Origin of the sequence: Comamonas aquatica (assembly GCF_018064205.1) — a bacterium.
GTDB lineage: Bacteria > Pseudomonadota > Gammaproteobacteria > Burkholderiales > Burkholderiaceae_C > Comamonas > Comamonas aquatica.
The window spans coordinates 2,643,921-2,669,033 of record NZ_CP072916.1 but is presented as its reverse complement, the minus strand read 5'-3'; the positions used below and the strand labels follow the sequence as shown (position 1 = coordinate 2,669,033).

The following is a 25,113-nucleotide window of genomic DNA, read 5'->3' as shown; positions in this document are numbered from 1 at the left end:
GGCAGGGAGGGGAGGTCAATCGGCCTCGGCTTCTTTCAATCGATCTTTGGCTTGCTGGCGCCCGCGCCAGATGCGGGCGATGTGCAGGCCCGCGCCACCGCCCAGGCCGACCATCAGGATGCCCACGATGCCGGCGCCGCTGTAGCCATCGGCAAAGATGTCGATGCCCACGGCCTGGCCCAGGCCGTAGCCGGCCAGCGCGCCCAGGACAAAGCAGACGGCGTCGGACACCCCTTCGAGCAGCATTTTTTGCGCAGAAGCCATGGTCAGTCTCCCCAATTCGTTGTGGTGAAAACTGCAAAGTTAGGGCAAACGGCGGTTTTGCGCATCGGGGCAAGCCTGCAACAGGGCTGTCAGTGCGGTGTCAGCGGTTGCGCTGGTTCATGAACACCAGCTTCTCGAACAGGCTCATGTCCTGTTCGTTCTTCAGCAGGGCGCCCACCAGCGGCGGCACGGACACCTTCTGGTCGGGCGACTGCAGCGCTTCCAGCGGAATGTCCTCGGCCACCAGCAGCTTGAGCCAGTCGATCAGCTCGCTGGTCGAGGGCTTTTTCTTCAGGCCCGGCAGGCCGCGCACGTCGTAGAAGGTCTTGAGCGCGGCGCTGAGCAGGTCGCCCTTGAGCGTGGGGAAGTGCACGGCCACGATCTGGCGCATGGTCTCCGCTTCGGGGAACTTGATGTAGTGGAAGAAGCAGCGGCGCAGGAAGGCGTCGGGCAGCTCCTTTTCGTTGTTTGAGGTGATGAACACCAGCGGGCGGTGCTGGGCGCGGACCATCTCGCGCGTCTCGTAGCAGTAGAACTCCATGCGGTCGAGTTCGCGCAGCAGGTCGTTGGGGAACTCGATGTCGGCCTTGTCGATTTCGTCGATCAGCAGGGCCACCGGACGGTCGGCGGTGAAGGCCTGCCACAGCACGCCCTTGACGATGTAGTTCTGGATGTCCTTGACCTTCTCGTCGCCCAGTTGCGAATCGCGCAGGCGGCTGACGGCGTCGTATTCATACAGGCCCTGCTGGGCCTTGGTGGTGGACTTGATGTGCCACTGCAGCAGCGGCATGTCCAGCGCGGCGGCCACTTCCTCGGCCAGCATGGTCTTGCCGGTGCCGGGCTCGCCCTTGACCAGCAGGGGGCGCTGCAACTGGATGGTGGCGTTCACGGCCAGCATCAGGTCTTGCGTGGCCACGTAATTGTCGGAACCTTGGAATTTCATGGGCTTGGTATCAGCGTAAACATTGATGTGGGGCCTTGACAGCTGCTTTCATAATGGTTTGACCCATGGGAGCCATTCGCGCCACCCTGGCGGCGTGAGCACCTGGATCGGGCGTACTTGCGGGTACGGCCAGCGTCCAGGGACTTCGCTGTCAGCGCACATTGTCGGTGTGCCGGGCGGTGCCAGTGTCTCCAAGCAGATCCCAGGCTGAATTTGCAAAGGATTGTGTGCACAAAATGATGAAAACATGGACCACGGTGTTTGCAATGTTTGTCGCTTGTGCGACGTCGTCCGCCTCCGCGCAGGCTGTGCAAGGCAACCCCCAGGCGGGGGCAGGCAAGGTGGCCATGTGCATCGGCTGCCATGGCATCGCCGGCTACCAGGCCAGTTTTCCGGAGGTGCACAAGGTGCCCAAGATCTCCGGCCAGTCGGCGGCCTACATCGCTTCCGCGCTGGAGGCCTACCGCAAGGGGGACCGCAGCCACCCGTCCATGCGTGCCGTGGCGCAGTCCCTGAGTGACCAGGACATCGCCGATGTGGCCGCCTATTACCAGGCGCACACCACGCCGTCCGCCAGCCCCGCCCAGCCGCATGACCCGCCGGCCCAGGTGGCGGCCCTGATCGAGAAGGGGGCCTGCTTCAGTTGCCATGGCCAGGGCTTTGCCAAGCCGATCGACCCCAGCTACCCCAAGGTGGCGGGCCAGCACCCCGACTATCTGTACGTGGCCCTGAAGCAGTACAAGACCACCAACAACCCCCATGTGGGCCGCAGCAACGGCATCATGGCGCCGATTGCCCAGCAGTTCAGCAACCAGGAGCTGAAGCAGCTGGCCAACTACATCGGCAAGCTGCCTGGCGATCTGCAGACCGTGCCCCAGGCGCATTTCCGTTGACCGGGGAGTAGTGCCCGTTAGTGCCCGTGAACCCAAAGGCCCGCTGATGCGGGCCTTTTTGGGTGGTGTGTGGCTGGTGTTCAGTCGCGCGTGGCGCGGCGCTGCACGGCGGCCACGTACTGGTTGCCGTCGGGCGGGTGACCGTGGCGCTGGCTGTCGGCCAGCATCTGGCCCAGGCATTCCATGGTTTCGTGGTGGGCGGTGTGCAGGTCCGTGCGGCGCTTGGCCAGCAGTTCCACGGCCTGGCGAATGCCACGCGGCTGGTCGATGCTGCACTGCTCGCTGATGGACAGGTGCATGGACAGGTGCAGGAAGGGGTTGGTGCGGTCCGGCTCCAGGTCGTAGTTGCGCTGCACGGCGGCATCCACGTCGTCCAGTTCCGCGAAGTACTCGGGGTGCTCCGCGATCCACAGGCTGGCCAGGGTCTCGATCGCCTCCATCGGGGCGTCATTCTTCATTTTGCTGCGCACGCTGCAGAAAAAGCGGCGCACATCGGCTTGCGTGGGGTTGAAAAGCATGATGGCCGGCAGCGTAGCATGGGCGGTCGAGACCTGTCCCCCCGGGGGCCATCCGGTCCTGCGTGTCGGCGTAAGATCACCGCCTTTCGGGCATGGCGCCCCCAGACAGGCAGTGGCAGATGGAATTTCAGACGTGGGTGGCATTTTTTTCGGCGTGCGTGTTCATCGCCATCTCTCCGGGCTCGGGGGCCGTGCTGTCGATGAGCCATGGTCTGGCCTATGGTGTGCGCCAGACGTCGGCCACGATTGGCGGCCTGCAACTGGGCCTGCTGCTGATTTTGCTGGTGGCCGGGGGCGGCGTCGGGGCGGTGCTGATTGCGTCGGACGTGGCCTTCACCGCGGTCAAGGTGCTGGGCGCGTGCTACCTCATCTACCTGGGCTGGAGCCAGTGGCGCAGCGTGGGCAACGGGGTGGATGTGGGCTACCTGCAGGCCAGCCCGATGCCCTGGCGCCAGCGGACCCTGGCAGGGTTTCTGACGAACGCAACCAACCCCAAGGGCATCATCTTCATGGTGGCGGTGCTGCCGCAGTTCCTGACGGCACAGCGCCCGCTGTGGCAGCAGTTGCTGGTGATGTCGATCACCTGCCTGGCCGTCGACACGGTGGTCATGCATGGCTATGCCGCCAGTGCCAGCGCCCTGCGCCGCTGGATGCGCAGCGCGCAGGCGGTGCGCTGGCAGAACCGCATCTTTGGCGGCTTGCTGATGCTGGTGGGCCTGGGCCTGTTCTTCGTGCAGCGCTCGGGCCACTCCGGGTAATCCTGGGGCGAATGCGCTGACTCTGAAAAGATAGCTGACAGCGCTTGCTGCATAAGCGCTGCAGGCCGTTTTGATATAGATTGCTACGGGTCAACCCCTGTCGCTGGGCCGACTGACGGCTGCGCCCAGGCTTCCTAGATTGAAGGCATGAAAACCTTCAACTCTTACGCCGAACTGCGTGCCTGCGCAGGCCAGGAGGTCGCCGTCACCGACTGGACCACCATCACCCAGGAGCAGGTCCAGCTGTTTGCCGATGCCACGGGCGATCACCAGTGGATCCACGTCGACCCCGTGCAGGCCGCGCAAGGCCCGTTTGGTGCACCGATTGCGCATGGCTTCTTGTCCCTGTCGCTGCTGCCGCTGTTCTTCAGCCAGGCGGTGCACATTGCGGGCGCCACCATGGGGGTGAACTACGGCTTGAACAAGGTGCGCTTTCCCGCTCCCGTGCCCGTGGGCAGCCGCGTGCGCGCCCGGGTGGTGGTGCAGGCGGTCGATCCCGTGGGCCCGGACAGCGTGCAGATCACCTGGCTGGTGACCGTGGAGCGCGAGGGGGGCGACAAGCCCGTGTGCGTGGCCGAATCGCTGTCGCGCAGCTACGGCGCGCCGATGGGCGCCTAGGCGGCGCGACAGGCTGCAGTGGGCGCCGCCGTTACTGGTCGCCGCTGGGGATCTGGCCTGCAGTCCGTGCGGCCTGGAAGTCGGCGATCACGGCCTCGCGGGTCAGGGTGGATCGGGCCTGGGTCTCATCGGGGCGCAGCACATTGCCGTCGCCTTCGGCAATCCGTCCGGCCGCGCGGGCGGCCTGGTAGTCGGCAATCACCTCGGCGCGGGTCAGACCGGACTGCAGGCTGACCTCGTCGGCGCGTAGCAGGGTCTGGTCGCCGGCAAAAGCCGCAGTGGCGGACAGGGCAATCACAACACCCATGGTGCGAATGGCAAACATCTTCTTTCCTTTCATTCCTGTGACAAAAACTGCGCTTTCACAGCGCACAGGGGATAGAGCGGAAGCAGACGTTGTCAGTTCAGTGTTTATTGCTCCTGTTTTTGCGAACACACTGTCACGAAAATCGATCTAATTGCGCAATCAACGGGTCAGTGTGCCGGCCCTTGCGGGGTCATGAAGCCGTTTTGGCGCCAGGCTTCGAACACGGTCACGGCCACGGCGTTGGACAGGTTCAGGCTGCGTTGGCCTTCGAGCATGGGCAGGCGCAGGCGCTGGGTGGTGGGAAAGGACTCGCGCAGTTGCGCCGCCAGGCCGCGCGTCTCGCAGCCGAACACGAACCAGTCGCCGGGCTGGAACTGCAGCGCATGCGCGGGCTGGCTGCCGTGGGTCGTCATGGCAAACATGCGGTCACGCGCCGGCAGCATGCGGTCCAGGAAGCTCTGCCAGTCGGCATGGCGCTGCACACGCGCGTACTCGTGGTAATCCAGCCCGGCACGGCGCATGTGGCGGTCTTCCATGGAGAAGCCCAGGGGCTCGATCAGGTGCAGCTGGCAGCCTGTGTTGGCCGCCAGGCGGATCACGTTGCCCGTGTTGGGCGGGATTTCGGGTTCGACAAGAACGATATGGAACATGGCGGCGTATTGTCCGCTTTTGGCCTTGTCCCTGGGGCGCTCACGCTGTGCGCGCCAGGCACAGCACGCTGACGCTGCCGGCGCCCGCTTGCAGCAGGCACTGGCTGGCGCTGGCGAAGGTGGCGCCGGTGGTCATCACATCGTCCACCAGCAGAATGTGCCGGCCCGCAATCGCTGCCAGTTGCGCCTGCGGCACGGCAAATGCCTGGCGCAGATTGCGCAGGCGCTGGGCCCTTGTCAGCCCGCGCTGGGTCGGGGTGTCCCGGGTGCGCACCAGGGTGGTCAGCAACTGTTTGTGGCGCGCAGCGCCCAGGTGTTGCACCAACTGCGCCGCCGGGTTGTAGCCCCGCGTGCGCAGGCGCTCACTCGACAGCGGGATGGGCACCAGCAGTTCGGCCTGCGCCACGGCCTGGGCGATGTCGGGGGCTTGCTGCATCCAGCCGGCCAGGTGCCGGGCCAGGCCGGGCTGCTGGCCCAGCTTCCAGTGGGTGATCAGCGTCTGCCAGGGGTAGCTGTAATCGCACCAGGCATGGGCTTGCACCCAGGGTGGCGGGTGCTGCAGGCACTGGCCGCAGCGTGGGCGCTCTGCGGCGATGCCTGGCAGTGCCAGTGCGCAGCCCGTACAGCGCCGTGGCATGTGGTGAAAGCGCTGCCAGCAGGACTTGCACAGCACATCGCGGCAGGGCCAGGCGCGGCAGGCCCCGCATTGGCTGGGAAGCGACAGCGCCGCAGGCGCCAAACGGGATAGCCATGCTGGCCAGCGCAGTTGCATGGAATCAATATACTGCCGCGTTCCCTAGGGCCGCGATGCCGTGTGGCGGAGGGGTGCTTTTTGTGTATTGGCCTTTGCATGTCTGAAAACCTGCCCCCCACCATCGATCCCGTTGCCGCTGCGCGCTGGCACCAGGCAGCGCCTGTGCAGTCCCCTTGGTTGCACGAGGAGGTGGGGCGCCGGATGGAGGACCGCCTGCAATGGATCCGCCGTACGCCCCAGCGGTGGTGCGACTGGCAGCCGGTCCGGGGCGGTCTGCAGGCCCACGACGCGGTGGCGCAGCGCTATGCCCAGGCCACCTGCTATGTGGTGGAAACGGCGCCGCGCATGCAGGCCGCAGCCCAGGCACGCTGGTCCAAGCCCTGGTGGAGTCCCGACCGCTGGGCGGGCGCCAAAACCGTGGTCGGCCAGCCACCGGCCGGCAGTGTGGACCTGCTGTGGGCCAACATGCTGCTGCACACCCAGTCCCGCCCCGAGGACATGCTGCAGCAGTGGCACCAGGCCCTGGCGGTCGATGGTTTCGTGATGTTTTCCTGCCTGGGCCCCGACACGGTCAAGGAAATGCGGGACTTGTACCAGCAGCTTGGCTGGCCGGCTGCGGGCCACAACCTGACCGATATGCACGATTGGGGCGACATGCTGGTGCATGCCGGGTTTGCGGAGCCGGTGATGGACATGGAAACCATCACGCTGACCTTTGCCAGCCCCGAGCGCCTGCTGCAAGAGCTGCGCGAGCTGGGCTGCAACCTGCACCCCCAGCGCTTCGCCGGTTTGCGCGGCCGTGCATGGCTGGCACAGCTGCATGCGGCCCTGGGGCAGCACCTGCGGGTCGAACACAGCGAAGGGCAGTTGGCCCTGACGTTTGAGCTGGTGTATGGCCATGCCTTCAAGCCGGCGCCGCGCGTGGCGCTGGAGGGCGAAAGCACGGTCTCGCTGGACCAGATGCGCAGCATGCTCAAGCAAGGCCGGGAGCAGGGTTTGCGATAGGCGAAACGCCGTTTTAGCTGCTTTGATTTACCGCAAAGCACACTACAATTTTTTCAAACTACTGATAGCAAGCACTGTCGCAGGGCCAAGGCCCGGGCATTGCAAAGCCAACGGCCCAAGGCCATCAGGGAGACAAAATTGGTGTGTCGCTATGCCTTGCAGACAGGCTGGATTGCAACCCCCGCGTCAGCCTGCAGTGTGTTTGTTTCTTTTCGCCGTGCATGCCAGCGTGCGTGTGTCCGGCACTTCCACCGATCGCTTTCTGCGCAACGTCCTACAGCACGTTGTCGCCGCAGTGCTTCGCTCTGCTTGAAATCCCTGTGCGCCTCGGCCGACCCGTCGCGCAGACTGTGTCTGAGTCAGCTTGGCACATCGCGCCAGGCGCCCTGATCGCACCGCTGTGCCCACCGGCTGAACCGCCGTGGTGCGGGCCAGCGCAGGCAACGGATTTCCAGAGGCTTAGATGCAAGTGAGAAGTATGAAAAGCAGAATCTTTCGACTGGTTTCTCTGTGCACCGCCGCGACATACGGGCTGGCCACGGCAGCGTATGCCGTCCAGGACCTGCCCGGTGGCCCCGCTGTCAAGCAATTGAACCTGCATCCACCGGTCACGCGGATTGCGCAGGAGCAGCATTTCCTGCACTGGATGATGCTGTCCATCTGCGTGCTGATCTTCGTCGGCGTGTTCGCTGTGATGTTCTATTCCATCTGGAAGCATCGCAAGTCGCAGGGTGCCAAGGCGGCCAACTTCCATGAGTCGGCCACGGTCGAAGTGGTGTGGACGGTGATCCCCTTCATCATCGTGATCCTGATGGCGCTGCCGGCCACCAAGGTGCTGGTGGCGCAAAAGGACACGACGAATGCCGAGCTGACCATCAAGGTGACGGGCTACCAGTGGAAGTGGGGCTATGACTACCTCAAGGGCCCCGGCGAGGGGCTGAGCTTTCTGTCCACCCTGGACAGCAGCCACCGCGCCATGTCCGACAGCGGCAATCTCTCGAACGCCCCCAACGATTACCTGCTGCGGGTCGACAACCCGCTGGTCGTGCCGGTTGGCAAGAAGGTGCGCATCATCACCACCGCCAACGACGTGATCCACAGTTTCATGGTGCCGGCCTTCGGCATCAAGCAGGATGCGATTCCCGGCTTTGTGCGCGACACCTGGTTCAAGGCGGAAAAGCCCGGGGACTATTACGGCCAGTGTGCGGAGCTGTGTGGCAAGGAGCATGCCTACATGCCCATCCACGTGAAGGTGCTGGAAGCCACGGCGTATGCGGCCTGGGTGGAGCAGCAGCAGAAACTGGCGTCGGCCAAGCGCGACGACCCGACCAAGGAGTGGAAGCTGGACGAGCTGGTGGCGCGGGGTGCCAAGGTGTATGCGGCCAACTGTGCCGCCTGCCACCAGGCGAACGGCAAGGGGGCGGGGCCCATCAAGCCGCTGGATGGCAGTGCCCTGGTCAAGGGTTCGCTGGCGGAACCGATGCACGTGCTGCTGGAAGGGCGGGTGAATGGCACCATGCCTTCCTGGAAGCAACTGAGCGATGTGGAGCTGGCGGCCGTGCTCACCTACGTCAAGAACAACTGGAGCAACCACACCGGAGAGGCGGTGCAGCCTGCCCAGTTCACCGCCGCACGTGCCGGTAAGTTCCCTGAGGGCGGGACTGCTGCCCCTGCGGCACCCGCTGCCCCCGCCCCTGGTGCTGCGGCCGAGCCTGTGGCCTCCGTGGCTGCCCAGTCCTACCAGGTGTTCTTTGCCACGGGCCAGGGCAGCCTGGACGACCAGGCACTGGCCACTGTCCGGCAGGCGGCCCAGCAGTTGGCGGCGCAACCGAATGTGAAGATCGTGCTCTCCGGCTTTGTGGATGCCACGGGCAGCGCGCAAGTGAATGCGGAGCTGGCCAAGCAACGCGCTCAGGCGGTGGCCAAGGCGTTGACCGAGGCCGGGATTGCGCCGGAACGCCTGGAGCTGCGCAAGCCCGAAACCATCACCGACAGTGCAGGTGCGAGCGACCAGGCCCGCCGCGTCGACATTCTGGCCGCGCAATGAGTGCAAGCACAAGACAGCGATTGGGAGATCTGTAGATGAGCGCCATTTACCCACCTTCTCACGATGCGGCACACGATGCGCACGGTGACCACCACCATGCCACGCCCACCGGCTGGCGCCGCTGGCTGTACGCCACCAACCACAAGGACATCGGCACGCTGTACCTGCTGTTCAGTTTCACCATGCTGATGGTGGGGGGCGTGCTGGCCCTGCTGATCCGGGCCGAGCTGTTCCAGCCCGGGCTGCAGCTGGTCAACCCCGAGCTGTTCAACCAACTGACCACCATGCATGGCCTGATCATGGTGTTCGGGGCCATCATGCCGGCCTTCGTGGGCTTTGCGAACTGGATGCTGCCGCTGCAGATTGGCGCCAGCGACATGGCGTTTGCACGCATGAACAACTTCAGTTTCTGGCTGATGGTGCCGGCAGGGATATTGCTGGTGGGTTCGTTCTTCATGCCCGGTGGCGCGCCTGCGGCCGGCTGGACGCTGTATGCGCCGCTGACGCTGCAGATGGGCCCGTCCATGGACACCAGTATCTTTGCCATGCACATCCTGGGCGCCAGCTCCATCATGGGCTCGATCAACATCATCGTCACCATCCTGAACATGCGCGCGCCTGGCATGACGCTGATGAAGATGCCCATGTTCGCCTGGACCTGGCTCATCACCGCCTACCTGCTGATCGCCGTGATGCCGGTGCTGGCCGGCGCCATCACCATGACGCTGACTGACCGCCATTTTGGCACCAGCTTCTTCAACCCCGCGGGCGGTGGTGATCCGGTGATGTACCAGCACATCTTCTGGTTCTTCGGCCACCCCGAGGTCTACATCATGATCCTGCCGGCCTTCGGCATCATCAGCCAGATCGTGCCGGCCTTCAGCCGCAAGAAGCTGTTCGGCTATGCCTCCATGGTGTATGCCACCTCGTCGATTGCCATCCTGTCGTTCATCGTGTGGGCGCACCACATGTTCACTACGGGCATGCCGGTCACGGGGCAGCTGTTCTTCATGTACTCCACCATGCTGATCTCCGTGCCCACGGCTGTGAAGATCTTCAACTGGGTGGCCACCATGTGGCGTGGCTCCATGACCTTCGAGACGCCCATGCTGTTCTCCGTGGGCTTCATCTTCGTGTTCACTATGGGTGGCTTCACCGGCCTGATCCTGTCGATGGCGCCCATCGACATCCAGCTGCAGGACACCTACTACGTGGTGGCGCACTTCCACTACGTGCTGGTGGCGGGTTCGCTGTTCTCCATGTTTGCGGCCTATTACTACTGGTCACCCAAGTGGACCGGGGTGATGTATTCCGAAACGCGCGGCAAGATCCATTTCTGGGGCTCGCTGACCTTCTTCAACATCACCTTCTTCCCCATGCACTTCCTGGGCTTGGCCGGCATGCCACGCCGCTACGCCGACTATCCCATGCAGTTCGCCGATTTCAACGCGGTGGCTTCGGTGGGGGCCTTTGGCTTCGGTCTGATGCAGGTCTACTTCTTCGTGGCCGTGGTCCTGCCTGCCATGCGCGGCAAGGGGGAGAAGGCGCCGCAAAAGCCCTGGGAAGCCGCCGAGGGCCTGGAGTGGGAGGTGCCTTCGCCCGCGCCCTTCCACACGTTTGAAACACCTCCCAAACTGGACAGCACGGCCACCCGTGTGATTGGATGACACCATGACCAAGACAACGCACCGCAATGCCATGGACGACCGTACCGAGGCCTGGATGCTGCAGCGGCAGCGCAATGCGCGCATGGGCTGGATCCTGGGCTCGATCGCCGTGGCCTTTTTTGTCGGCTTTGTGGCCAAGATGGCCCTGCTGGGCGGCTGACCGCTGCGGAGTGCCGAGATGAACAAGCGCCGCGCCAATCTGCAGATGGTCACCAAGCTGTTGGTGATCACCGTGGGCATGTTTGCGTTTGGCTACGCGCTGATCCCCATCTACCGCCATGTGTGCGAGGCGCTGGGCATCAACATCCTCAGCATCTCCGAACGCCAGGTGCCCGGCAATGGCGCGGTGGGCAGGTTGCCGGCCAACACCCAGGTCGATACCAGCCGCACCATCACGGTGGAATTCGACGCGAATGCGCGCGGCCCCTGGGACTTCAAGCCCGAACGTCATTCCCTGCAGGTGCATCCAGGCGAACTGGCCACGGTGATGTATGAGTTCCAGAACGTGCAGGACCGGGCCATGGCCGCGCAGGCCGTGCCCAGTTATGCGCCGCGCCAGGCTGCACCCCATTTCGTGAAGATGGAGTGTTTCTGCTTCAACCAGTACGAACTGGCACCGGGCGAGAAGAAGGAATGGCCCGTGGCCTTCGTGATCGATCCGCGCATTCCCAAGGATGTGACCACCATCACCTTGTCGTACACCTTTTTCGAGGTGGGCGGGCGCATTCCCGCAGCGCCGGTGGCGGCCAATGCCTCCGCCGCGGGAGCAGGGGGGGCGCCTTGAGCACCTCACCCAATCCCTCGCCCTCGTTCTGGCGCACGATCAAGGCCGTGGCCTGGTCGCTGCTGGGGGTGCGCAAAGGCAGCGAGTGGCAGCAGGACGCTGCGCAGGTCCGGCCGCTGCAGATCGTGGCCGTGGGCCTGGTGGCGATCTTTGCGTTCGTGCTGTTGTTGATCTGGGTGGTGAATTGGGTGGTCTAGCGCACAGCGCCGGGCCGCAAGAGCAATCGTTTTGACGCGTGATGACAGGAGCTGACATGGCGACACCGCACACTGCAAGCACACCGTACTACTTTGTGCCTGCCGAATCCGGCCACCCCATCTGGGCGGCCGCTGGCCTGTTCTTCGTGGTGCTGGGCGCCGGCATGTGGATCAACGACCACCAGTGGGGCATGTGGAGCCTGCTGTTTGGCATGGTCTGGTGGCTGGTGGTGCTGTTCCGCTGGTTCCGCGAGGCCGCGCAGGAAAGCGAACGCGGCCTGTTCGGGCGCAAGATTGATCTGTCCTACCGCTGGAGCATGAGCTGGTTCATCTTCTCGGAAGTCATGTTCTTCGGCGCCTTCTTCACCGCGCTGTGGTGGGGGCGGGCGCACTCGGTGCCCGCACTGGGCAGTCTGGACAACGCCTTGCTGTGGCCCAACTTCTCGGCAGTCTGGCCCAGCGTCATGCCGGGGGCCACGGCCTCGCCGGCCGCTACGGTGGAGCCTTTCCAGACCGTGGGGCCGTTCTGGCTGCCCACCATCAACACCGCGCTGCTGCTGACCTCCGGCGTGACGCTGACCATCGCCCACCACGCCCTGCGCCTGGGGCAGCGCGCCAAGACGATCGGCTTCATGTGGCTCACGGTGCTGCTGGGCATCACCTTCCTGTGCGTGCAGGGCTATGAGTACTTCCACCTGTACACGGACCTGAACCTCAAGCTCAACTCCGGCATCTTCGGCTCCACCTTCTACCTGCTGACGGGCTTCCACGGCTTGCACGTGTTTGTCGGCATGCTGATGCTGCTGTTCATCACCCTGCGCCTGCAAAGCGGCCATTTCACGGCCGAGCGGCATTTCGGCTTCGAAGGGGCTGCCTGGTACTGGCACTTTGTGGACGTGGTCTGGCTGGGCCTGTACGTGCTGGTCTACTGGATGTGAACGCCGCCAGGGCCGGCGCCCTGGCAGGGGAGGGAGTTTTGAAAAAAAGAGAGCAGCTAGCGCACGTCAATCCAAGGATTCAATATCCAAGCATATTGAATGCCTCAGAAATCCAGCGCAAGCAGCTCTCTTTTTTATGTCATGCAGCGCGCAGCAAGCCCGTGGGCTGGATGTACCCCAGCTTCCACGCCAGCAGCAGGCACAGGAACAGCACCACGGACAGCCCCACACGCCAAGCCAGTGCGCGGGCCATGCGTTGGCTGCGCTGGGCATCGTTGGCGCCATCGTCGCCTTTGCGCAGCAGGAAGAACCCTGCCGCCGCCAGGCAGGCCAGAATCGCCAGAAAGAACAAAGCCACTGCGTATGTCATGCGGCCCATTATGGGGAGCTGCCCATGATGCGCAAGCGGGGCAACCTGTGGCGCTGGCTGGCCACCCTGGGCGGCATGCTGGGGGTGGGCGTGGCCATCGCGCTGGGGTTCTGGCAGCTGGACCGGGCGGCGCAAAAGCAGCAGCGGCACCTGGCGATGCAGGCCCAGGCCGCGGCGCAGCCCCTGGATGCCACCGGCGTGCAGCAGGCACTGCAGGTCCAGGCTGGCGATGTGCAGGCGCTGCTGTACCGCCCGGTGGTGCTGAAAGGCCAGTGGTTGCCGGCGCACAGCATCTACCTGGACAACCGGCAGATGCAGGGCCGCCCTGGCTTTTATGTGTTCACCCCCCTGCAACTGGGCAGCGGCCAGGCCGTGCTGGTGCAGCGTGGCTGGATTGCGCGCAATTTCCAGGACCGGCAGGCCTTGCAGGCGGTGCAGACCCCAGCAGGCCCGGTGACGGTGCAGGGCTGGCTGGCCGGCCCACCCGCCCGCCTTTACGAGCTGGGCGATGCCCAGTCCAGCGATGCCCAGCACCCGCAGATCCGGCAGAACCTGGATCTGGGGGCCTTCGCCCAGGCCAGTGGCCTGTCCCTGTGGCCCGTGACCGTGGTCCAGACCGGTGCCGCCAGCGAAGGCCTGTTGCGCGCCTGGCCGCAGCCCGGCAGCGGTGTTGCCACCCACCACGGTTATGCCTTCCAATGGTTCGCCATCTCGGCCGTCCTGGCGGTGATGGTTCTGTGGTTTCAATGGCTGCGTCCATTGCGTAACGTTCAGGCTTCCCATGTCGCACAACCAGACTGATTTGCAGCCCCTGGGGCTGACCGTCCACAACCCGCCCAGCATCCAGGCCTTGCGCGCGCAGGCCCATGACGCCCAACGCCAGCGCACGGGGCGCTGGAAGATGCTGGCCGTGCTGCTGGTCTGCACCGCACCGGTGGTGGCGTCCTATTTCACGTACTACGTGATCCGCCCAGAGGGGCGGCGAAATTTTGGTGAATTGATCGAACCGCAGCGCGCCCTGCCTGTCGGCCTGATGGCCCGCACCCTGCAGGGGCAGGCAGTGCCGCTGGCCCAGTTGCAGGGGCAGTGGCTGCTGCTCAGTACCGCGCCCGGTGCCTGCGATGCCGCGTGCGAGCAGCATTTGTACCTGCAGCGCCAGTTGCGTGAAAGCCTGGGGCGCGACAGGGACCGTGTCGACTGGGTGTGGCTGATCCAGGATGGCCAACGGCCGCCCGCGCGTTTGCAGGCGGCCTTGCAATCGGCCCAGGTGCTGCAGGTCGATGCTGCCGCCTTGGGCGCCTGGCTGCAGCCTGCCGCCGGGCATGCGCTGTCGGAACACCTGTATGTGATTGACCCGCAAGGCCACTGGATGCTGCGCTTTCCCGCGGGCCTGCAGGCCGCCGACGCCGCCAAGGCCCGGCGCGATCTGGAGCGCTTGCTGCGGGCCTCGTCCTCGTGGGACCAGCCGGGACGCTGACATGGCGCAAACCCGGGCTTGCGGGGGGCCTTCGCCAGTCGGTTATGGTTGCGGCATGGACCGCCTGAATTTGTCGAAGATTGCCATGCACAGAAGAAATGCCTTGCAGACCCTGATTGCAGGGGCTTTTGCCACCGGGGCTGTCACCCTGCTTGCCGGGTGCAAGCCTGCGCCGATCAAGTTCGAGGGCGTGGACATCACCGGCGCCGAGTACGGCAAGGACTTTCCGTTGCCGGATGCTAAGGGCCAGCGCCGTTCCGTGAAGGATTTCGCCGGCCAGGTGGTGGTGGTGTTCTTTGGCTATACCCAGTGCCCGGATGTCTGCCCGACGACCCTGCAGGAGCTGGTGGAGGCCAAGGCCTTGCTGGGGGCGCAGGGCGAACGCCTGCAAGGGGTGTTTGTGTCGCTGGACCCGGACCGCGACACCCCCGAAGTGCTGCGCGCCTATGCCGAGGCCTTTGATCCCCGGATGGTGGCGCTGACCGGCTCCAAGGACGACATCGCGGCCGTGGCCAAGGACTTCAAGGTTTTCTTCAAGAAGGTCGAGGGCCGCCAGCCAGGCAGCTATACGCTGGACCATTCGGCGGGCCTGTACCTCTACGATCCCCAGGGACGCTTGCGCGTCTACCACCGCTATGGGCAGGGTGCGCAGGCGTTGGCCAAGGATGCCAAGGCTTTGCTGGATGAAACTGCAGCCGCCTAAGCCTTCCGCCCGCCGCGGGCTGCCGGGAGCATGCCGCCGTTGCAAGGCGTGTGCCCATGTGACCGCGCATGTCAGTCAGGCTGGCTACTGGGCAGCGGTGATCAGTCATCGGGCTGGCACATGAGCAATACCGGATTCGCCCCAGCATCTCCCCCAGCGGCCCGTTCGGGCGGCACAGCCCCGGCGGCGGAGGAGGTGATGCTGAACGACTGGATGCTGGAGGCGTGGAATGCCGCGCCCGACGGCATTCTGTTGATTGATCCGCAGGGGCGCATTCTGGTGAGCAATTCCGCGATGGGCTTGATCTCGGGCTTCTCGGCCGAGGAGTTGCGCGGACAGCCGGTAGAAATTCTCCTGCCCGAAGCCTTGCATGCACAGCACCGGGGGGATCTGCAGCAGTTCTTCCAGCAGCCGCGCAGGCACAACATGGGGCAGGGGCGCATCCTGTGGCTGCAGCGCAAAGACCGGGTGCAGCTTCCTGTGGACATCGCCCTCGGCAGCTTCTTGCGCAAGGGGCAGCCCTTGGTGGTGGCTTTTGTGCGGGATGTCACCGACATGCGGCGCATGGAAGAGCGCATGCAGTACCAGGCCACGCACGATACGCTCACAGGCCTGGGCAACCGTTGGGCATTCCAGCAGCACTTGCAGGAGTGCATGCAGCAGGCCCAGGTCACGGGCGAGCCATCGGCCCTGCTTTTGCTGGACCTGGACAATTTCAAGGCCATCAATGATGGGTATGGCCACCCGGCAGGCGACCATGTGCTGCAGGAAGTGGCCAAGCGCCTGAAGGCGGTGCTGCGCAGCCAGGGCTGGCTGGCGCGTCTGGGGGGCGACGAGTTTGCCGTGCTGCTGCCCCATGCCGATGCCGACGTTGCGGCCCAGTGGGCCGAACAGATCCTGCATGCGATGCAGGCGCCTTGTGCGTGGGGGCAGGTGCAACTCGAGTTTGGCACCAGCATCGGGGTGGGCCTTTCTCCGCTGGATGCGCGCGATCCCCCCAGCTTGATGCGCTGTGCGGACATGGCGATGTACCGCGCCAAGGAACGCGGCCGTGGCAATTTTGTGTTCTATGAGGAAAGCATGGGCCACGCCATGGCTGAGAAAGTGCTGCTGTCGGAGCGCCTGCGGCTGGCCCTGGGCTATGGCGGCATTCAGTTGCACTACCAGCCCCAGATCGAAACGGCCACAGGCAAGGTCTGTGGTGTGGAAGCCCTGCTGCGCTGGACCGATCCTGTGCTGGGGGAGATCCCGCCGGATCGCTTCATTCCGGTCGCAGAGTCTTCGGGATTGATCCTGGGGCTGGGTAGCTACGTGCTGGATGCTGCATGCCGGCAAATCCGTGCATGGATGGACCAAGAACGCCCTGTGCGGGTGGCGATCAACCTGTCGCCCCAGCAACTGCGCCAGCACAACCTGGTGGACCAGGTGCGCGCGGCCCTGGTGCGGCACCAGGTACCCGCCCACTGGCTGGAGCTGGAGGTGACCGAGTCCCAGGCCATGCAGGACCCGGAGCATGCCTGCCGCGTCCTGGGAGAGCTGGCGGAGCTGGGGGTGGGACTGGCGCTGGATGATTTTGGCAACGGGCATTCATCGCTGGCCTATTTGCAGTTCTTGCCGGTCCGTCGCTTGAAGCTGGGCAAGGATTTCATGCGCCCCGGTCGCCTGGGGGACAAGTTGCTGGGCGCCATGGTGCAGCTGTGCCATGCCTTGGAGCTGGACATGGTGGCCGAGGGGGTGGAGACCGAAGCCCAGCGGGCGCAGCTGGAAAAGCTGGGGTGCCGGTGCTACCAGGGCTGGCTGTCGTCCAAGGCCCTGAGCGCGTCACAGTTTGATGCCTGGCGTGTGCAGCACCTGTGAGTGAGCATCGCACGCACCGGGTGGACTGGCCAAAAAAAGCCGCCACAAAGGGGCGGCTTGGCGATCCAGGGCGCGTGCGATTTACTGGTTGCTGATCTTCTGTTCCTTGATCAGGCGGCTGAGTTCCTGGGTGTCTTTCTGCACGCGGTTGGCCAAACCTTCGGGCGAGGTGGCCACCATCTGCCAGCCCTGCTGAAACAGCTTTTCGCGCACTTCCGGGGTGCGGGCAATGTCTACCAGCATGCCAGCCAGCTTGGTGCGCAGGGCCTCAGGCATGCTGCGGGGGGCCGCAAACGCATTCCAGATCTGCAGGTCAAAGTCTTTGATGCCTGCTTCCGCCAGGCTGGGTACCCCGGGTGCCAGCGCGCTGCGCCCGCTGGACGTCACACCAATCAGCCGCAATTTGCCGGCTTGCGCCTGGGACAGTGCCAACGCTGGTGGCAGCAGGGCCATCTGCAGCTGACCGCCCAGCATGGCGGTTGCAACCTGGGGGTAGCCGCTGTAGGGGATGTGGATCGGGGCAATGCCGCTGCGGGCCTTGAGCAGTTCGGTGCCCAGATGGCCGATGGTGCCAATCCCCGGGGTGCCATAGCTCCACTTGTCACCGGCGGCGCGTGCCGCCGCAAAGAAGGCCTTGGCATCGGCGTTCCTGGGCACACCAGGTTGCTCGACCGGCGCGGTCAGCACCAGCGGGGACACCCCGATGAGCGAGAGTGGAGCCAGGTCCTTGAGCGGGTCGTAGGGGGCCGCAGGGTTGAGGATTTTGGCAATCGTCATGTTGCCGTTGATCATCAGGCCGATGGTGTGGTCGTCCTTGGCGCGCGCGACTTCGGCGGCACCAATGTTGCCACCTGCGCCGACCTTGTTTTCCACGATGACGGGCTGCCCCAGCAGTTTGGACAGAGGATCGGCAAAGGTGCGGGCGGTCAGGTCCGGCGAGGAGCCCCCCGGGAAGCCCACCACGATGCGCACGGGCTTGGATGGCCAGTCGGCGGCAAAGGCCAGATGGGTGCTGGCGGCGGCCACCAATGCGGTGCCTGCAGCCAGGACAGAACGTCGGGTGAGGGGGCGGAGAAAGTTCATGGTGGCCATGGATGCGGAGAAACTGCGAGAAATCTATAGGCTTGGGTGGAAAAAACAAAGCCCGGAAATTATCCGGGCTTGGTGGGGCTGTCATCTGGCCGGTGTAGGCCAGATGGTGCCGCAGCACATTCAGGCAAACTCGGTCAGCGCTTTTTTCATCTTTTTCATGGCCGCCACCTCGATCTGGCGAATGCGCTCGGCGCTCACGCCGTACTCGGCGGCCAGTTCGTGCAGGGTCATGCCTCCGGAGCCATCGTCGTTGACCTTCAGCCAGCGTTCTTCCACGATGCGGCGGCTGCGAGCATCCAGGCTGTCCAGGGCCTGGGCGATGCCGTCGGTGGCCAGCACATCGCGCTGGCGCGACTCGATCATCTGCGTGGGTTCGTGCGCAGCGTCGGACAGATAGGCAATCGGGCCGAAGGCATGCTCGCCATCGTCGCTGGGGGAAGGGTCCAGCAAGACGTCACCGCCAGCCAGGCGTGTTTCCATCTCCATGACCTCTTCACGCTTGACGTTCAGTTTGGCGGCCATGGCGTCGATCTGCTGCTCGGTCAGCGTATCGCGCAGGGTCAGCTCGTCGTCCAGGGCAGCATCGGCCTGCATGCCTTGCTTCATGGAGCGCAGGTTGAAGAACAGCTTGCGCTGGGCCTTGGTGGTGGCCACCTTGACCATGCGCCAGTTCTTCAGAATGTATTCGTGGATCTCGGCCTTGATCCAGTGCATGGCATAGCTGACCAGGCGCACATTCTGTGCGGGGTCAAAGCGCTTGACGGCCTTCATCAAGCCGACGTTGCCTTCCTGGATCAGGTCGCCCTGGGGCAGTCCATAGCCCAGATACTGGCGCGAGATGGAGACCACCAGACGCAGGTGGGACATGATCAGGCGCCCAGCGGCATCCAGGTCGTTGTGTTCTTTGAGCTTGCGCGCGTAGTCTTGCTCTTCCTCTTGGGTGAGCATGGGCAGCCGGTTCACGGCCGTGATGTAGGCATCCAGATTGCCCAGAGGTGGCACCAAGGCCCAAGGATTTGCAGGTGCCAAGGCCGAAGCCGCAACGGTGCCGGTGGTATAGGTCATTGCAGTCATCCTTTCATCCATTGCTTCATGTTAGCACTCTCTGTGACTGAGTGCTAAGTCAGAAGTTCCCAAGCTTTTGCGGCTGCGGGAAATATCAAGCAGGGTGGTCGCACGGATCTGAAGGGCCCAAGCTTCGGCCCTGCCAGCACGCTGGATCAGTGCCGGTGGTTGACGCGCCGCGACAGGAACTCACCGGCGAACTGCACGATGGACACCAGCGCCACCAGGATCACGATGACTTCGAACATCACCCGGGTTTCATAGCGTTCATAGCCGTAGCGGATGGCCAGGTCGCCCAGGCCACCAGCGCCCACGGCACCGGCCATGGCCGAGGCGTTGACCATGGCGATCACGCTCACCGTCATCCCGCCGATGATGCCGGGCAGGGCTTCGGGCAGCAGCACATGGCGAACGATATGCCAGCGCTTGCAGCCCATGGCGCGTGCGGCTTCCACCAGGCCCGAATCCACATCGTTGAGGCTAACCTGGGCGATGCGGGCATAGAAGGGGATCAGGTTAACCGACAGCGGCACCACGGCCGCCCAGGTGCCCAAGGTGGTGCCGACGATGCTGCGGGTGACCGGCAGCAGGGCCACCAGCAGGATGATGAAGGGGATGGCGCGGAAGATGTTCACCGTCACCGACAGCCCTTTGTAAAAGCGCGGCCGCGTGTACAGGCCGCGCGGACCGGTGATGGTGAGCACGATGGCCAGCAGCAGCCCCAGGCCAATGGCAATCACCGAGGAGGTGGCCACCATCAACAGGGTTTCGGCAAAAGCCTGCAGGTATTTGTCAATCGGCGCGGACATAGCCCAGCAGCTCCAGGTGGTCGGCGCCGGTGGAGTGGCGCAATGCATCAAGGGAAGGCAGGCCGGTGGCCGGTGTGGACACCAGCAACTGGCCCAGAGAATGGCCGCGCAACCGGTCCAGCCCGCCATGCAGCAAGGTGGCCTGGCTGCCCAGTGCGGCCAGGGCCTGCAGCGGCAGGCCCTGGGGGCGCTGTGCACCGGCAAAGCGCAGGCTGAGCACGGCGCGGTCGGCGCTGCTGGACGGCTGGGGCAGCAACTGGCGGGCCAGGTCGGGCGGCAGGCCTTGCTGCAGCGGTTGCAGCAAGGCCTGGGTGGCGGCAGCCTGCGGTGCACCGAAGACGCGCCAGACCTCGCCGATTTCCTGCACCTGGCCCTGGTCCAGCACCAGCACGCGGTCGCAGATGGCGCGGATCACGGCCATGTCGTGGGTGATCAGCACCACCGTCAGGTGCAGCTGGCGGTTGATGTCGCGCAGCAGGGACAGGATGGACTGTGTGGTTTCCGGGTCCAGCGCGCTGGTGGCTTCGTCGCACAGCAGCACTTCGGGCCCGTGGACCAGGGCGCGGGCAATGCCGACGCGCTGTTTCTGGCCGCCGGAGAGCTGGGCCGGGTAGGCATGGCCCTTGTCCGACAGACCGACCAGGGCCAGCAGCTCGTCCACCCGGGCCTTGATGATGGCCGGGCGTTCGCCGGCCACACGCAGCGGCAGGGCCACGTTTTCGCGCACGGTCTTGGCGGACAGCAGGTTGAAGTGCTGGAAGATCATGCCGATGCGCCGGCGCAGCGCGACCAGGGCGTTTTCGTCCAGCTGCGCCGGGTCCACGCCATGGATTTGCACCCGGCCTTCGGATGGGGTCTCGAGCGCATTGATGGTGCGCAGCAGCGTGGACTTGCCAGCGCCGCTGCGGCCGATGATGCCGAAGACCTCGCCATGGTGGATGTCAAAGTTCACACCCGACAGCGCCTGGACCTGGCTGCTGCGGCCAGCGTAGGACTTGCCCACGCCGTCGAACACGATGTGCGGTGCCAGTTGCACCGAAGGAGGGAGGGTGGTCATGCAGTCGCTCAGAACGCCGGAATCAGCGTGCCTTCGTACTTGGTTTCGATGAAGCGGCGGATGGCTTCGGTCTGGAAGGACGCCACCAGGGCCTTGACCCAGGGCGCGTCCTGGTCCTTGCTGCGCACGGCAATGATGTTGACGTAGGGGTTGTGCTCGCGCTTTTCCACGGCAATGCCGTCGCGGGTGGCGATCAGGCCCACCTGGTAGGCAAAGGTGTTGATGACGGCGGCGGCATCCAGATCGGGCACCGAGCGGGCCAGGACGTTGGAGGCGGCTTCCACCGGCTGCAGCTGGCGCGGGTTGGCGGTGATATCGGCCAGCCCTGCGGTGCCGGAGAAGGGGTCGAACCCGTCGCGCAGCTGGATCAGCCCCTGGTTGCGCAGGATGACCAGGGCGCGGGTCTGGTTGCTGGGGTCGTTGGGGATGCCCACGCGTGCCTTGGCCGGCAGATCCTGCAGGCGCTTGTGATTGTTGGAGTAGAAGGCGATCGGGGCGATCAGGGTGTTGCCTGCGGAGACGATCTGGTAGCCGCGCTGGCGCACCTGGTCCTGCAGAAAGGGCAGATGCTGGAAGGCATTGGCTTCCAGATCACCGTTGTTCAGTGCCTCGTTGGGGCTGACCGCGCCACCCAGGACCACCAGTTGCACATCGAGGCCCTTGGCCTTGGCGGCCTTGGCCACTTCGGCCCACAGCTCTTCACCGATGCCGCCGCGGATGCCCACGCGCACGCGCTGGGCCGCCTGGGCGGAAGGGAGCTGCAGCCAGGTGGCGGCTCCGGTGCCCAGCAGGGCGGCCAGGGCACCGCGGCGCGACGTTTGGGGGAAATCGATCATGGAGGGCTCTCTCAGAACGCGGGAATCACCGAACCCTGGTATTTCTGCAAAATGAACTGGCGCACTGGCTCGGACTGGTAGGCGGCCACGAGCTGCTTGGCCCAGGGCGCATCCTGGTCCTTGGCGCGCACGGCGATGAGGTTGGTGTAGGGGTTGCGCTCGCGCTTTTCCACGGCGATGCCGTCGCGGGTGGCGACCAGTCCCGCCTGGTAGGCGAAGCTGTTGACGATGGCCGCGGCGGCCAGGTCGTCCAGCGAACGGGCCAGCACCACCGAGGCCACTTCCACCAGCTCCACTTTCTGGCGCAGCGCGGTCACATCGGCCAGGGAGGCGGTGCCGGTGAAGGGGTCGAAGCCGGGTTTGAGATCCAGCACGCCCTGGTCACGCAGCACCACCAGGGCGCGGGTCTGGTTGCTGGGGGCGTTGGGAATGCCCACGCGGGCACCGGCGGGCAGGTCGGCCAGGCGCTTGTACTTGCGGGAATAGAAGGCGATGGGCGAGATGTAGGTGTCACCCGCCGACACCAGCTGGTAGCCGCGCTGCTGGTTCTGGTCGCGCAGGAAAGGCTGGTGCTGGAAGGAGTTGGCTTCCAGGTCGCCGTTGTGCACACCTTCGTTGGGGCTGACCGAGCCGCTGAGCACCACGGGCTTGACGTTCAGGCCGCGCTCCTTGGCGACCTTGGTCACCACTTCCCAGATTTCCTCGTCCACACCGCCACGCACGCCCACGCGGATCAGGGCCGGCGTGGTGGCAGCCGCAGTGGCCAGGGCAGAGAAGGTGCCTGCGGCGGCCGGCAGCAGGAAGGCGGCAGAGGTGCGCAGAAAGTCGCGTTTGTTCATGGTGAATCCGGTCGGTGGGAGGAAGTAAAAGGCAGTATCCCGGGCCGCCGGGGCCCGGGCAACGAAGCTTTGCGGCTATGCAAATGCGCTTTGCGCATGAGGGCGGGGCGCGGTGCCTGCCAAGGCCCCAGGCAAGGCAATCAGCTCCAGCCGTGCGCCATGGGTGTGGCCGTGCAGCACGGGGCCCAGCGGGTGGGCCTGGGTGGTGTGCAGGCCGATGGCAAATGGACCTTCACCCTGCAGGGCCAGCCGCTGCGCAGCCTCGGCACTGGCGCTGGCGGTTTCCAGCTTCAGCACGGTGCGGCCCAGTTGCAGGCTGGCAGCACCTTCGGCGGGGACCGGGACATCCGCCAGACCCAGCAGGGCGCGGTAGCGTTCCAAGGTGGCGGCCACATCGTGCACGGCCACACGCAGCTCGGCCACGCCCTGCACGCCATTGGCGTGTTCGCGCACCGGGCCTTCGGGCACGCGCAGGGCGCGGGGCGTCACGTCGCCGCACAGGAAAGGTAGGTCGGGTGTGGCAGGACGTGCGTTCTGCCAGCGCAGTTCCACCCCGTCGGGGCGCAGCCGCCCGCCATCCACCGGGGGCTGGTAGGCCAGGCCGCGCGACAGCGCCTGCGCCACCACCTGGGGGGTGGTGCCGGGCAGCAGCGCAAAGTCCACGATGCCGGGGCCGAAGCGGCTGAGCTTGGGCCACCAGGGGTGGGCGTCTTCCGGGGCCTTCCAGGCGATCAGCTCGAAGTAGGAACCGTCCTGGAACACCACCAGCGCGTTGTGGGTGGCGCGACCGGGGTGGTCACCACCCGGGGTGACGGTGAATCCCAGGTTGCGGTAGTCGTGGATGGCGCTGTGCAGGTCGTGCACGGCAATCACGATGTGGTCCACGGGCAGTGACATGGGCGTGCACATGCGTTGGGGAGTTATGTAGAGGTTCCTTAACGCCAAATTAAGAGCGTGCCTGGGGGGTATTCCACGCGCACCGCCCGGCGGACGGGGCGGGCGGGTGTGCGTTCACGACGCTGCCGAAGGCGGGGTCGCTGCGCTGGGCGCCAGCAGGCCCAGGCGCTTGGCCAGGCGCTGCAGGTTGGCGCGGTCCATCTGCAGCGCACGCGCAGCGGGTGCCCAGCGGTGGCCGTGGGCCTGCAGGGCCTGCTGCACCAGCTGGCGCTCATACTGGGCGACGGCCTCGCGCAGGCCGGCCGCTGGCGGTGCCGAAGTTTGTGGGTCAAAAAGGCCTGCAGCGCGCTCTGCGTCTGCGCTGTCAGCTATCGAACTGGGAGTCAGCACGAAATCCCTGGCGACAATCCCCAGCAACTGCCCCGGGGTGCGTGGCCGGCGCAGGGCGTGCAGCACGGCGCGGCGCACGGCATGCTCCAGCTCGCGCACATTGCCGGGCCAGCGGTGGGCCAGCAGGGCGGCCTGGGCATCGGCTTCCAGCCGCAGGCCGTCCAGCCCGAACTGCGAGCGCGTGCGCTCCAGAAAGTAGCCGGCCAGCACCAGCACATCGCCTTCGCGTGCGCGCAGCGGCGGCACCTGCAGCGGGTAGACGCTGAGGCGGTGGTAGAAGTCGGCACGCATGCGGCCGGCGCGCACGGCGGCGGCCAGGTCCTGGTTGGTGGCCGCGATGATGCGCACGTCCACCGTGCGTTCGCGGTCCAGCCCCAGGCGCTGGATTTGGCCGCTTTGCAGCACGCGCAGCAGCTTGGCCTGGGTGACCAGGGGCAGCTCGCCCACTTCGTCGAGGAACAGCGTGCCCTGGTGGGCTTGCTCGAACTTGCCTTGGCGGTCGCCCACGGCGCCGGTGAAGGCGCCGCGCACATGGCCGAACAGCTCGCTTTCCACCAGGGTGTCGGGCAGGGCGGCGCAGTTGATGCTGACAAAGGCCTGGTCGGCCCGGTCGGACTGGGCGTGCAGCGCCTGGGCCACCAGCTCCTTGCCGACCCCGGTCTCGCCTGTGACCAGCACCGCCAGATCACTGGCCGCCACGGTGGCAATGTCGCGCTGCAGGGCGCGCATGGCGGCGCTGTGGCCCAGCAGGCGCGGCGTGGCCACGGGGGTGTGGCGGCGAAAGTGCTCGGCGCGCTGGCGTTCGTTGTGCACGCTCTGCTCCAGCTGGCGCAGGCGTGCGGCCGTGGCCACGGTGGCTGCGGCCAGGTTGCTGAAGGCCTGCAGCGCCTCCAGCGGCGCGGCGCCGGCAAAGCGCCCGGGCTCCAGCGCATCCAGGGTCAGCAGGCCCCAGGCCTGGCCGTCCACCTGCAGCACGCAGCCCATGCAGTCGTGCACCGGCAGCGGGGCACCGGTGTGGTGGGCCACCAGGCCGTCGTAGGGGTCGGGCAGCGGGGTGTCGGTGGGAAAGCGCAGCGCCTGGCCGGCCGCCAGCAGGGCGGCAAAGCGCGGGTGCTCGGCCACGCGAAAGCGCCGGCCCAGGGTGTCGGGGCTCAGCCCATCGATGGCCAGCGGGCGCAGCCAGTCATCGCCATCTTCGCTGCGCTCGCAGCGCAGCAGTGCGGCGGCATCGCCGGGCAGGACGGTGCGCAGCGCGGCCAGCAGGCGGCGGTAGCGCTCGGATTCGGGGAGCTGGCTGGACAGCTCGGCCACCAGGGGCAGCAGGGCATTCAGCAGCGTGGCAGATGCAGTCATAGCGACATCGTAAGCGGTCAAAGCG

General features: G+C 65.6%; 29 protein-coding genes. 14 read left to right on the top strand and 15 right to left on the bottom strand.

The features are described 5' to 3' along the window. Positions 1 to 15: 15 nt before the first annotated feature. Positions 16 to 264, bottom strand: coding sequence for a hypothetical protein (locus KAQ61_RS12625; RefSeq protein WP_042415037.1), 249 nt, complete (start codon positions 262 to 264; stop codon positions 16 to 18). A 100-nt stretch (positions 265 to 364) separates the two neighbouring features. Continuing rightward, positions 365 to 1,207 carry an AAA family ATPase gene (locus KAQ61_RS12620; protein WP_210929388.1) on the bottom strand — a complete coding sequence of 281 codons (843 nt, stop codon included), beginning with the start codon at positions 1,205 to 1,207 and terminating at the stop codon, positions 365 to 367. 236 nt (positions 1,208 to 1,443) lie between these two features. Between KAQ61_RS12620 and KAQ61_RS12615 the strand changes: the two genes are divergently transcribed. Next, entirely contained in the window at positions 1,444 to 2,100 is a 657-nt protein-coding gene (locus KAQ61_RS12615; RefSeq protein WP_043381095.1) for a c-type cytochrome, read from the top strand. Between the two features lie 80 nt (positions 2,101 to 2,180). Here KAQ61_RS12615 and KAQ61_RS12610 read toward each other — a convergent pair whose 3' ends face one another. Further along, on the bottom strand, positions 2,181 to 2,618 hold the full coding sequence (locus KAQ61_RS12610; RefSeq protein ID WP_042415031.1) for a DUF1841 family protein: 438 nt from the start codon (positions 2,616 to 2,618) through the stop codon (positions 2,181 to 2,183). 119 nt (positions 2,619 to 2,737) lie between these two features. Here KAQ61_RS12610 and KAQ61_RS12605 point away from each other — a divergent pair, with 119 nt between their 5' ends. Together KAQ61_RS12605 and KAQ61_RS12600 are read left to right on the top strand one after the other, a co-directional pair. Further along, on the top strand, positions 2,738 to 3,376 hold the full coding sequence (locus KAQ61_RS12605; RefSeq protein ID WP_210929387.1) for a LysE family translocator: 639 nt from the start codon (positions 2,738 to 2,740) through the stop codon (positions 3,374 to 3,376). 147 nt (positions 3,377 to 3,523) lie between these two features. Next, positions 3,524 to 3,994, top strand: a complete 471-nt coding sequence (locus KAQ61_RS12600; RefSeq protein WP_210929386.1) for a MaoC family dehydratase — start codon at positions 3,524 to 3,526, stop codon at positions 3,992 to 3,994. A 31-nt stretch (positions 3,995 to 4,025) separates the two neighbouring features. Here KAQ61_RS12600 and KAQ61_RS12595 read toward each other — a convergent pair whose 3' ends face one another. The 3 genes from KAQ61_RS12595 to KAQ61_RS12585 all read right to left on the bottom strand — a co-directional run bounded on the left by KAQ61_RS12595 (position 4,026) and on the right by KAQ61_RS12585 (position 5,624). Beyond that, the gene (locus KAQ61_RS12595) at positions 4,026 to 4,319 is read right to left on the bottom strand and encodes a DUF4148 domain-containing protein (RefSeq protein ID WP_210929385.1); all 294 of its coding nucleotides are present in this window, start codon (positions 4,317 to 4,319) and stop codon (positions 4,026 to 4,028) included. A gap of 149 nt (positions 4,320 to 4,468) precedes the next feature. Further along, a complete protein-coding gene (gene trmL / locus KAQ61_RS12590; RefSeq protein WP_210929384.1) occupies positions 4,469 to 4,951 on the bottom strand; it encodes a tRNA (uridine(34)/cytosine(34)/5-carboxymethylaminomethyluridine(34)-2'-O)-methyltransferase TrmL in 483 nt (160 codons plus the stop codon). 40 nt (positions 4,952 to 4,991) lie between these two features. Beyond that, positions 4,992 to 5,624, bottom strand: a complete 633-nt coding sequence (locus KAQ61_RS12585; protein ID WP_210929383.1) for a ComF family protein — start codon at positions 5,622 to 5,624, stop codon at positions 4,992 to 4,994. Between the two features lie 177 nt (positions 5,625 to 5,801). On the opposite strand from KAQ61_RS12585, the gene KAQ61_RS12580 reads away from it, so the two are divergent. From KAQ61_RS12580 to KAQ61_RS12550, 7 genes are all read left to right on the top strand, one after another. Then, positions 5,802 to 6,710, top strand: a complete 909-nt coding sequence (locus KAQ61_RS12580) for a class I SAM-dependent methyltransferase (protein WP_210929382.1) — start codon at positions 5,802 to 5,804, stop codon at positions 6,708 to 6,710. 478 nt (positions 6,711 to 7,188) lie between these two features. Beyond that, positions 7,189 to 8,757: a cytochrome c oxidase subunit II gene (gene coxB, locus KAQ61_RS12575; protein WP_045266286.1), complete on the top strand. Its 1,569-nt coding sequence runs from the start codon at positions 7,189 to 7,191 to the stop codon at positions 8,755 to 8,757. A 35-nt stretch (positions 8,758 to 8,792) separates the two neighbouring features. Next, positions 8,793 to 10,424: a cytochrome c oxidase subunit I gene (ctaD, locus tag KAQ61_RS12570; protein ID WP_210929381.1), complete on the top strand. Its 1,632-nt coding sequence runs from the start codon at positions 8,793 to 8,795 to the stop codon at positions 10,422 to 10,424. Between the two features lie 4 nt (positions 10,425 to 10,428). Beyond that, positions 10,429 to 10,584: a cytochrome oxidase small assembly protein gene (locus KAQ61_RS12565; RefSeq protein ID WP_155895358.1), complete on the top strand. Its 156-nt coding sequence runs from the start codon at positions 10,429 to 10,431 to the stop codon at positions 10,582 to 10,584. An 18-nt stretch (positions 10,585 to 10,602) separates the two neighbouring features. After that, positions 10,603 to 11,208: a cytochrome c oxidase assembly protein gene (locus KAQ61_RS12560; RefSeq protein WP_210929380.1), complete on the top strand. Its 606-nt coding sequence runs from the start codon at positions 10,603 to 10,605 to the stop codon at positions 11,206 to 11,208. Further along, entirely contained in the window at positions 11,205 to 11,405 is a 201-nt protein-coding gene (locus KAQ61_RS12555; protein WP_179954956.1) for a DUF2970 domain-containing protein, read from the top strand. The genes KAQ61_RS12560 and KAQ61_RS12555 overlap by 4 nt, the downstream gene beginning before the upstream one ends. A gap of 56 nt (positions 11,406 to 11,461) precedes the next feature. Beyond that, positions 11,462 to 12,343 carry a cytochrome c oxidase subunit 3 gene (locus tag KAQ61_RS12550; RefSeq protein WP_210929379.1) on the top strand — a complete coding sequence of 294 codons (882 nt, stop codon included), beginning with the start codon at positions 11,462 to 11,464 and terminating at the stop codon, positions 12,341 to 12,343. Positions 12,344 to 12,482: 139 nt separating this feature from the next. Here KAQ61_RS12550 and KAQ61_RS12545 read toward each other — a convergent pair whose 3' ends face one another. Further along, entirely contained in the window at positions 12,483 to 12,713 is a 231-nt protein-coding gene (locus KAQ61_RS12545; protein ID WP_155895360.1) for a twin transmembrane helix small protein, read from the bottom strand. A 24-nt stretch (positions 12,714 to 12,737) separates the two neighbouring features. On the opposite strand from KAQ61_RS12545, the gene KAQ61_RS12540 reads away from it, so the two are divergent. The 4 genes from KAQ61_RS12540 to KAQ61_RS12525 all read left to right on the top strand — a co-directional run bounded on the left by KAQ61_RS12540 (position 12,738) and on the right by KAQ61_RS12525 (position 16,750). After that, complete coding sequence (locus KAQ61_RS12540; RefSeq protein WP_244982887.1) at positions 12,738 to 13,514, top strand: SURF1 family protein; 777 nt, start codon at positions 12,738 to 12,740, stop codon at positions 13,512 to 13,514. Continuing rightward, positions 13,495 to 14,190: a thioredoxin domain-containing protein gene (locus KAQ61_RS12535; RefSeq protein ID WP_210929378.1), complete on the top strand. Its 696-nt coding sequence runs from the start codon at positions 13,495 to 13,497 to the stop codon at positions 14,188 to 14,190. Before KAQ61_RS12540 ends, KAQ61_RS12535 begins: the two co-directional genes overlap by 20 nt. Before the next feature lie 85 nt (positions 14,191 to 14,275). Then, positions 14,276 to 14,893: an SCO family protein gene (locus KAQ61_RS12530; RefSeq protein ID WP_183303047.1), complete on the top strand. Its 618-nt coding sequence runs from the start codon at positions 14,276 to 14,278 to the stop codon at positions 14,891 to 14,893. A gap of 120 nt (positions 14,894 to 15,013) precedes the next feature. Continuing rightward, positions 15,014 to 16,750, top strand: a complete 1,737-nt coding sequence (locus tag KAQ61_RS12525; protein WP_210929377.1) for a putative bifunctional diguanylate cyclase/phosphodiesterase — start codon at positions 15,014 to 15,016, stop codon at positions 16,748 to 16,750. Positions 16,751 to 16,831: 81 nt separating this feature from the next. On the opposite strand, the gene KAQ61_RS12520 is transcribed toward KAQ61_RS12525, so the two are convergent. The 8 genes from KAQ61_RS12520 to norR form a co-directional block, all read right to left on the bottom strand. Further along, on the bottom strand, positions 16,832 to 17,833 hold the full coding sequence (locus KAQ61_RS12520; protein ID WP_244982886.1) for a Bug family tripartite tricarboxylate transporter substrate binding protein: 1,002 nt from the start codon (positions 17,831 to 17,833) through the stop codon (positions 16,832 to 16,834). 129 nt (positions 17,834 to 17,962) lie between these two features. Then, positions 17,963 to 18,907, bottom strand: coding sequence for an RNA polymerase sigma factor RpoH (gene rpoH / locus KAQ61_RS12515; protein ID WP_042414991.1), 945 nt, complete (start codon positions 18,905 to 18,907; stop codon positions 17,963 to 17,965). Positions 18,908 to 19,062: 155 nt separating this feature from the next. Next, the gene (locus tag KAQ61_RS12510) at positions 19,063 to 19,716 is read right to left on the bottom strand and encodes a methionine ABC transporter permease (protein ID WP_210929375.1); all 654 of its coding nucleotides are present in this window, start codon (positions 19,714 to 19,716) and stop codon (positions 19,063 to 19,065) included. Further along, a complete protein-coding gene (locus tag KAQ61_RS12505) occupies positions 19,700 to 20,773 on the bottom strand; it encodes a methionine ABC transporter ATP-binding protein (protein WP_210929374.1) in 1,074 nt (357 codons plus the stop codon). The genes KAQ61_RS12510 and KAQ61_RS12505 overlap by 17 nt, the downstream gene beginning before the upstream one ends. An 8-nt stretch (positions 20,774 to 20,781) precedes the next feature. Beyond that, the gene (locus tag KAQ61_RS12500) at positions 20,782 to 21,609 is read right to left on the bottom strand and encodes a MetQ/NlpA family ABC transporter substrate-binding protein (RefSeq protein WP_210929373.1); all 828 of its coding nucleotides are present in this window, start codon (positions 21,607 to 21,609) and stop codon (positions 20,782 to 20,784) included. Positions 21,610 to 21,620: 11 nt separating this feature from the next. Continuing rightward, the gene (locus KAQ61_RS12495) at positions 21,621 to 22,448 is read right to left on the bottom strand and encodes a MetQ/NlpA family ABC transporter substrate-binding protein (RefSeq protein WP_210929372.1); all 828 of its coding nucleotides are present in this window, start codon (positions 22,446 to 22,448) and stop codon (positions 21,621 to 21,623) included. A 75-nt stretch (positions 22,449 to 22,523) separates the two neighbouring features. Next, positions 22,524 to 23,345, bottom strand: coding sequence for a VOC family protein (locus KAQ61_RS12490; RefSeq protein WP_210929371.1), 822 nt, complete (start codon positions 23,343 to 23,345; stop codon positions 22,524 to 22,526). Positions 23,346 to 23,459: 114 nt separating this feature from the next. Next, positions 23,460 to 25,088, bottom strand: coding sequence for a nitric oxide reductase transcriptional regulator NorR (gene norR / locus KAQ61_RS12485; protein ID WP_210929370.1), 1,629 nt, complete (start codon positions 25,086 to 25,088; stop codon positions 23,460 to 23,462). Between the last annotated feature and the right edge of the window lie 25 nt (positions 25,089 to 25,113).